Genomic DNA, 8,195 nt, shown 5'->3' on the forward strand with positions numbered 1-8,195 from the left:
TCATTTTACTAATTTTTTGATTTTGTGTATCTTGTATATAAATGATAGGGGACTTATACTATAGATATGAATAAATTAAGCACGTTTTACAAAAAAAGATTTGATGCATTTTTATTGCATCTGACAGAGGCTAAAAGTCTGAATGAGGATAATGTACACAGGTTACGTGTTGACATTAAATATATGAGAAGTTTGCTTTTGCTAGTAGAAGCTCTGCACTTGGATACGGTTATCATCGGAAAACTGTTAAAACAATTAAGACCTGTATTTAAATATTCAGGTCGTTTAAGGACTGTTCAGGTTTGTAAAAGTTTAGTCTTACAGCACAATGTGAAGAACCAGGAAAAAGTAGTTCAGATTTTAAAAGAAAATCAGTCGAATATATCGAATGATTTTATTAATGTGTTGGATAAGTTCAAGCTTGATAAATTTAAAAAACGAATGGAAAAGCTTTATCAAGTTTTGGATGGAATATCTGCTTCAGAATTAAGAGAAAAGGCTGATAAAATCATTCTTGATGAGTTAGATTTGATATACAAATTATGGGCCTCTTCGAGAGGAGAGGAGAATTATCACGAAATTCGTAAGTTTTTCAAAATCATTAAATCCTTACTACAATTATTAATTGCTGTAGAAAGTTCTGAAGATTTAGAAAGAGAATATAATATTGTGAATGAAACTGAGTCTACCCTTGGTAACTGGCACGACCGAGATGTTCTGGATAAGAAATTAGCTAAAATTCAAAGCTTTGCTCCAGATCCAGAATTCAAATCATTGGTTCGTGAAATAAAGAATAAAAACAGAAGCGAAAAGAATACTTATAATAAAGAATTCAAACAACAAATGCTGACCAATTTTTTAAAGCATTAGTCTTTGTTTTTCTTTTTAAAAATATTCTTTATTCTTTGGTAAATTGATTTTTTCTCTGCTTTTCTCTTTGCTCTTCGGGCTTTTCGTTCCATTAATTTATCGCGATCCTTCGCTTTAACGCCAAAAATATTCTTAAGAAACCCTGTATCTTTAGGCATATAGTGGGGGATGCTTAATTGTGCAAGAATATCATTATCAGGTTTGCGAATTGAGGCATAACTATAGTTCGAGAATTTCCGATCACGACTTAGTTTATGCATGAATTTGCCATAAATAGGCAAGGCCATACTTGCTCCTTGGCCTAAAGTTAAGGAGCGGAAATGTACACGCATATCATCGGCTCCAACCCAGGCGCCAGCTACCAAATTGGAATTGTAACCAATATACCATCCGTCGGCATGTGAATTTGTAGTTCCTGTTTTTCCAGCCAAATCGCCTTCCAATTTATATACATTTCGAAGTGATTTGCCGGTTCCACTGTTTACAACAGCTTGCAGCATGTGATTGATGATATCTGCATTCTGAGGAGATAACACAAATCTATTTTCATCTCTTTGTTTAGATAAATCAGCAATTAAATTTCCATTTTTATCCTCAATTTTTACCAGGTAATAAGGATCAACATGTACACCACGGTTGGCTAAGGTGGCATATACTTGAATCATTTCGAATAAGGAAATGTTTGCTGTACCCAATGCAAGCGAAGGAACTTTAGGCAAGTTGCTATCGACTCCCATTTCTTCGGCCAGAACAATCGCATCCCGAATGCCGGTTTGCAAAAGTACATCTACAGCAATGGTATTTACTGATTCAGCCAAAGCACCTTCCATACTGTAGCTGCCCTCGTATTTGTTGTCGGCATTTCTAGGCGACCAATTATCGTATTCTTCGTAAATCTTTCTTTCGTTAGGTAAATATTCAAAAGGAGATACTCCTTCTTCCAGAGCAGCAGAGAAAACTACAGGTTTAAATACAGACCCGACTTGTCTTTTTGCAGTAACATGATCGTATTTAAAATGATTAAAATCGATTCCTCCAACCCAGGCTTTTATTTTTCCTGAATGTGGCTCCATAGCCAAAAAACCTGTATTTAAAAGTTGAACGTAGTGTTTAATTGAATCGTTAGGCGACATGTTTACATCCTTTTCACCAGACCAGGTGAAAATTTTCATGTCTACTTTTTCATTGAAAATCTTGTTGATTTCCTTTTCCGTTTTTCCGGATTTTTTCAACTTCTTGTATCGATCCGATCGACGTTTTGCATCGGTAAGAATGTCCTTTTTATTGTCCCAAGGTTTAGAGCTTCTCCAATGCTTGTAAAACAAATTTTGAAGTCGCTTTAAATGTTCACCTACCGATTGTTCGGCATATGCCTGTAGTTTGGAATCTAGAGTTGTAGTAATCTTTAAACCATCTCTGTAGATGTCAAAATAACTTCCATCTTCCTTAGGGTAATCTGCTAAAATTTTATTCGCTTCAATTCTAATTTTTTCTCTTAAATAAGGAGCCAAGCCATTTTTCGAAGCCTGATTATTATATCTTAATCCCAATGGTAAAGCTTTCAGTTGCTTTGCTTTTGCTTCTGAAATGTATTCATATTTTGACATTTGATTCAATACAACATTTCGTCTTTGTTTTGATCTTTCAGGATGTAATCGTGGATTGTAATAGGTTGGTGCTTTAAGCATTCCGATTAATACTGCACATTCATGAGTTTTTAAAGCGGAAGCTGGTTTGCTAAAAAATTGTCTGGATGCACTTTCAATTCCAAATACATTTTCTCCAAAGGAAACTGTATTCAGGTATAGTTGTAAGATTTCTTTTTTGGAGTATATTTTTTCCAATCTCGATGCAGTTATGGCTTCTCTGATCTTATTGATAGGCATGCTTATGGCACCATAGTTTTTTCTAGGATATAGATTTTTTGCAAGCTGTTGACTCAAGGTACTTCCTCCACCTGAGCTACGATCTCCCATAATCAAAGATTTTACCAAAACCCGAAGCATACTTCTTTGATCAACACCTTGATGTTCGTAAAAACGAGCATCTTCGGTAGCAATTAATGAGTTAATCACATTGGGCGAAATATCCTTAAAACTAACATTGGTTCTGTTTTCAGCATAAACTCTACCCAAAATTGCACCATCTTCAGAGTAGATTTCGGAGGCATCTGCATTTTTAATGTTTCGCAATGTGTAATAATCTGGCAATTTCCCCCATAACCCAAGGTATACGGTTGAAAACAGTAATCCAAGCCCAACTACGGCACATGCTATTGCTAGTAAACCCAATCGAATGATGTGAGATTTAAAACTTCTTTTTTTTGTTTTTCTTTTAGAAGAAGTTCTTCTCTTGGAATTCGTTTTTCTGCTTGTCGTTTTTTTTGTTTTTGCCATACTTAAAATTCTTGATGCTACTATTATTCAACGAATATTCACAATAAAGATTATATCTCATTGTAAAACATTACTTACTGAAAGTTCAAAAATAGTGATAAAATCTAATTTTTTAATTAACTTATGTAACATACTTTGCTGTGAATCGTATTAAAATGTTGACGAATAATATAAAATTCACCATTAAGTGGAGTTCTACTACTTATTTACACCTATAGCATGAAAATTGACAAGCTGAGAATTAATTCAATTGATGAGTTGCCAAATATTAATAATTTGCGTGTTAAAGCAGATCTGATATTTGTTTTTGGATATCGAAAGTTAATGTTGGATGAGACACTCACATTAGCATTAAAGAACCATTATCCGGAAGCAGTTTTATTTGGTTGTTCTTCGGCTGGTGAAATCTCTGGAACCGAAGTGGTGGATGATTCAGTGGTAATTACTGCAATTGAATTTGAAAATTCGAAGGTAAAGTTGGAATCCATACAAATTGAAGAGGGGGTGGATAATAAACTGCTAGGAGCTAAATTACTGGACAAACTGGATAAGGACGGTTTAAAGCATGTTATGATTCTTTCTGATGGTTTGAATATTAATGGTGCCGAGTTGGTTAATGGGATAGAAAATAAGCTGCCTGCTAATGTTACGGTAACCGGTGGACTAGCGGGTGACGGTAATGATTTCAACGAAACGGTTGTGTATGATAAATCAGGTAATCCAGTGTCCAATTGTATTGCTGCTTTAGGTTTTTATGGCGAAAAGATTTCCGTAGGCTATGGTTCAAATGGAGGATGGGATAGTTTTGGGTTGGAAAGGTTGGTAACCAAATCGAAAGGAAATGTATTGTACGAATTGGATAGAAAACCAGCCTTACAGCTTTACAAACAGTTTTTGGGTGATAAAGCAGAAGGATTGCCAGCATCGGGTTTATTATTTCCTTTAAGTTTACGTGAGGATGGCATTCAGGAACCAGTGGTTCGCACCATTCTTGGGGTGAACGAACAAGATCAATCAATGACTTTTGCTGGCTGTTTACCCGAGGGTGCTTATGTGAGGTTGATGAAAGCCAATGTGGACAGATTAATAAATGGAGCAGAAAACTCTGCCATAACCACTACCGAAATATTACCAAAGGATAGAGCTGAAATAGCCATTTTGATTAGTTGTGTTGGCCGAAAATTAGTTTTAAAGCAGTTGATTGAAGAGGAGGTAGAAGCTGTGTCGGATGTGATTGGTAATGACGTGTGCATTACAGGATTTTACTCTTACGGAGAAATTTCTCCATTTCGCAAAAACACTCCGTGTAAGTTGCACAATCAAACCATGACTATTACTACAATTTCTGAAAAATAAAGCAATGCATCGACTACTTAAAAGACAAATCAGAAAATATTTATCAGAAGAGGAGCAAGAAAAATTCAAAGATTTTCTTGATGTGATTAATGATGCATATGTTGACTTTGATTCTGATATCAAACAAATTGAAAATATTCTGGAAAAAAGTTCGCAAGAATTGTTCAATGTCAATAGTGAGCTTAAGAAAAATCTGGAAACAAAATCTGCAGAGGTTAAAACAACAAGCTCAAGATTGGAGTCTATTGTTGAAAATATTAATGAGGTGATTTTCCAAGCTAATATCAAAGGAGAATGGGTGTATTTAAATCCAGCCTGGACGAAAATGACAGGTTTTGATTTGTGGTCGAGTATTGGTACAAATGTATTTGAGTTTGTTCACCCAGATGATATTGAATTGTGCAAACTAAAGCTTCGATTCTTACTAGAGAATAAGGAGAAAAATAATGATTTTGAGCTGCGTTTTGTTACCAAATCGGGAAGTTACAAGTGGTGCAAAATAGAAGAACGACTAATCATAGGAGAAGAAGGTAAAGTAACGGGGGTATCAGGATTTATAAAAGACATTTCGGAGCGCAAAATTTTAGAAGAGGAGAAAAACTTAACTACTGAAAAATTCAGAATGATATTTGAAAAATCATCAGTAGCATACTTGATTATTAAAGATTCGAGATTTTTAGATTGCAACCAGGCTTGTTTGGATCTTTTTGGAGTGAAAGAGCGAAGAAATTTCATCGGTAAATTTGTAAAAGATTTTTCTCCGGAATTCCAGCCCGATGGCATTAAATCATCTGATAAAGCAATAGATTCTATTCGTCAAGCCAGAGAAAAGGGCTTTAACAAGTTCGATTGGATTCATATTAAGGAGGATGGAATGGAATTTCCTGTGGAAGTAATTTTGAATCCCGTACAGTTGGCCGATGGTAATATTCATTTTGTTGTGCTTAACGACTTGTCGGAACGAAAAAGAGTAGAATCGGAATTGATTGCTGCCAAAGAAAAAGCAGAAGAAGCTACAAAAGCCAAGGCACAGTTTCTTTCTACCATGTCGCACGAAATACGCACCCCAATGAATGCTGTAATTGGCGTTACACATTTGTTATCTGAAAATGAGCCTAGAGAAGATCAGTTAACTAATCTGAACATTTTAAAATTATCGGCTGATAACTTAATGACATTGATAAATGACATTTTGGATTTTAGTAAAATTGAAGCAGGTAAGATTGAATTGGAGAATGTGGACTTTAATTTTAGAAATTTTATCAATAATATTACTGCTGGATTTTTTATAAAGGCAAAAGAAAAAGACTTGGATTTTCTTATTGAAATTGATCCAAAAATTCCCGCACATCTTAATGGCGATCCTACCAGGTTATCTCAAATTATTACCAATTTGTGCTGTAATGCCATAAAATTTACAGATGAGGGTAGAGTTCTTTTAAGGGTTGATTTTAAGGGAAGTTCGAAGGATAAAGTGAACATTCAGTTTGAAATTAACGATACTGGAATTGGTATTCCTGTGGATAAAAAAGATCAGATTTTCGAATCATTCTCGCAGGCAGATTCAAACACCACCCGATTGTATGGTGGAACCGGATTAGGCTTAGCCATTACTGGTAAGTTGGTGGAGCTGATGAATGGTAGTATTGATGTGGAAAGTGAAGCAGGAAAGGGAACCTCTTTCTTTGTGAATGTTGATTTAAAAATTAGTTTGAAATGCAAATCTAAACTTAGTTTTTCCGACGAACATTTTACAGGTGGTGAAAAGTTGAAAGGGATACATGTTTTGGTGGCAGAAGACAATCCAATGAATGTGCTAATTATTAAGCAATTCCTTAAAAAATGGGATGTTACATACGATGTTGCCAAGAATGGTAAAATAGCATTGGATAAAGTACAGGAAGCCGACTATGATATGGTACTTATGGACTTGCAAATGCCAGAAATGGATGGTTATGATGCTTCTGAAAACATTCGAAAACTGGAGGGTGAAAAGTATCAGAATTTACCAATTATTGCGGTCACAGCATCTGCTTTTAACGAAATAAGAGCCAAAGTAATGAGTGCAGGCATGACTGATTTTGTAACCAAGCCAATAAATCCTGAAGAATTGTATGTGAAGTTGGAGAAGTATGCGAATTGAGGTTACAGACTCTAGGCTTTTACCTTTTAGGGAAAAGGGTGAAGAAAGAAAAATATAATCAAAAACACACCCTTCTGGCTGTAGCCATCTTCCCTAAGAGGGAAGAATTCCTAAATTAAGCTAATTATACATCCAAAAGCTAAATCCAATTTGTCGAAATCCTTATTTCTTTGGTAATTTACCCTTTAAACTTGAAGCTTTCGGCTAAACAAGAATCCATTCCTTCAAATCCATCATGATACACTGATTGGATAAATTTTCCTGTTCTAAAAACGGATATTTAATTTCTGATAGGTACAAGCCCTGGGGATATGCCAAATTCAATGGGGAAGGAGTGATTTTATGATGCAATTGTTGCTCAAATTCCTCTAGGCTCAGTTTTCCTTGTCCAACTTCGAGCAACTGATGAACAATGATTCGAATCATTCCTTTTAAAAAGCGATTGGCAGTAATCTCGAATCTCAAAGAGCCAGAATCGGTACTTTTGTAAATTTGTGCTTTGCTTACCTTACAAATGGTATGATTGTGTCGGTCGGGTGTTTTGCAGAAGGCACGAAAATCCTTTTCGCCAATCAAGAGTTGGGCAGCCATCTGCATTTTGCTACTGTCCAAATCAAGAGAATAAAGCGAAGAGATATCGCTTAAATACGGATTCTTACTGGTGTGAATAAAATAATTGTAAGTGCGCTCATTGGCGCTATGTTGAGCATGATTTTGTGGTTCAACCTGCTGAAAATCGAAAACAGAAATGTCAGGCGGAAGCATTCGGTTGATGGCAAACAATAGATTCTCCTCAATTGGATGACTCACATCGATATGAAAGTAATATTGCGATGCATGAACCCCCGCATCGGTTCTGCCACAACCCATGCAGTGTACTTTTTCCTTCAGAAACCTACTTAATACATCTTCTATGCTTTCCTGCACACTGGTGGCATTAATTTGCTTTTGCCAGCCTCTGTAATTGCTGCCTTTATAGGCGATATGAAAAAAGTACCTGTATTTCGACATGAATTCTTGATTTATTCTATACTCTAACGATCTGCTAAACCTGAACGTGCACAAAGGTATGAATAATTACAATGATAGGGTGAGAAGCGTTGAATGTGTTGGATTATGGCTATAGCAAACTAATTGTAATTTCTATCAGCTTTAGCCGAGGACTGAATATTGCCAAAGAAAAATCCCGAACCTTATAAAAGTTCGGGATTTTCTCTAACCACTATTTACTAACCTAAATCTAATCTATGAAAAAACATCTCTGTTTTGTATGTTACAAATGTAGGGTAGAAGATTGCTAAATGCATTGAATAAAAGTTAATAAAACTTAAAAGTGATTAGAATATTGTGATTCATATCACGGTGCGCTGCACCTCATTAAATATAAAAATTTGTAGTTCTATAAATATTTCGCAGCTCTGCTGCTTTAT

The 8,195-nt window shown here is 35.4% G+C and carries 5 protein-coding genes; 3 read left to right on the plus strand and 2 right to left on the minus strand.

Translation table 11 applies throughout. The features are described 5' to 3' along the window. The first annotated feature begins 66 nt into the window (after window positions 1-66). Window positions 67-870 carry a CHAD domain-containing protein gene (locus M0051_RS17270; RefSeq protein ID WP_306742790.1) on the plus strand — a complete coding sequence of 268 codons (804 nt, stop codon included), beginning with the start codon at window positions 67-69 and terminating at the stop codon, window positions 868-870. Here M0051_RS17270 and M0051_RS17275 read toward each other — a convergent pair. Continuing rightward, a complete protein-coding gene (locus M0051_RS17275; RefSeq protein ID WP_306742791.1) occupies window positions 867-3,266 on the minus strand; it encodes a penicillin-binding protein 1A in 2,400 nt (799 codons plus the stop codon). The genes M0051_RS17270 and M0051_RS17275 overlap by 4 nt on opposite strands. Before the next feature lie 219 nt (window positions 3,267-3,485). Between M0051_RS17275 and M0051_RS17280 the strand changes: the two genes are divergently transcribed. Further along, entirely contained in the window at window positions 3,486-4,622 is a 1,137-nt protein-coding gene (locus M0051_RS17280) for an FIST signal transduction protein (RefSeq protein WP_306742792.1), read from the plus strand. Between the two features lie 4 nt (window positions 4,623-4,626). Further along, window positions 4,627-6,765, plus strand: a complete 2,139-nt coding sequence (locus M0051_RS17285) for a PAS domain S-box protein (RefSeq protein WP_306742793.1) — start codon at window positions 4,627-4,629, stop codon at window positions 6,763-6,765. A 204-nt stretch (window positions 6,766-6,969) separates the two neighbouring features. Here M0051_RS17285 and truA read toward each other — a convergent pair whose 3' ends face one another. Beyond that, complete coding sequence (truA, locus tag M0051_RS17290) at window positions 6,970-7,776, minus strand: tRNA pseudouridine(38-40) synthase TruA (RefSeq protein ID WP_306742794.1); 807 nt, start codon at window positions 7,774-7,776, stop codon at window positions 6,970-6,972. Window positions 7,777-8,195: the final 419 nt, after the last annotated feature.

Origin of the sequence: Marinifilum sp. D714 (assembly GCF_030851345.1) — a bacterium.
Classification (GTDB): domain Bacteria; phylum Bacteroidota; class Bacteroidia; order Bacteroidales; family Marinifilaceae; genus Marinifilum.

Bases quoted from the DNA above. Each gene is read 5' to 3' on its own strand.
- M0051_RS17270 (WP_306742790.1), top strand. From the start codon at position 67: ATGAATAAATTAAGCACGTTTTACAAAAAAAGATTTGATGCATTTTTA.
- M0051_RS17275 (WP_306742791.1), bottom strand. From the start codon at position 3,266: ATGGCAAAAACAAAAAAAACGACAAGCAGAAAAACGAATTCCAAGAGA.
- M0051_RS17280 (WP_306742792.1), top strand. From the start codon at position 3,486: ATGAAAATTGACAAGCTGAGAATTAATTCAATTGATGAGTTGCCAAAT.
- M0051_RS17285 (WP_306742793.1), top strand. From the start codon at position 4,627: ATGCATCGACTACTTAAAAGACAAATCAGAAAATATTTATCAGAAGAG.
- truA (WP_306742794.1), bottom strand. From the start codon at position 7,776: ATGTCGAAATACAGGTACTTTTTTCATATCGCCTATAAAGGCAGCAAT.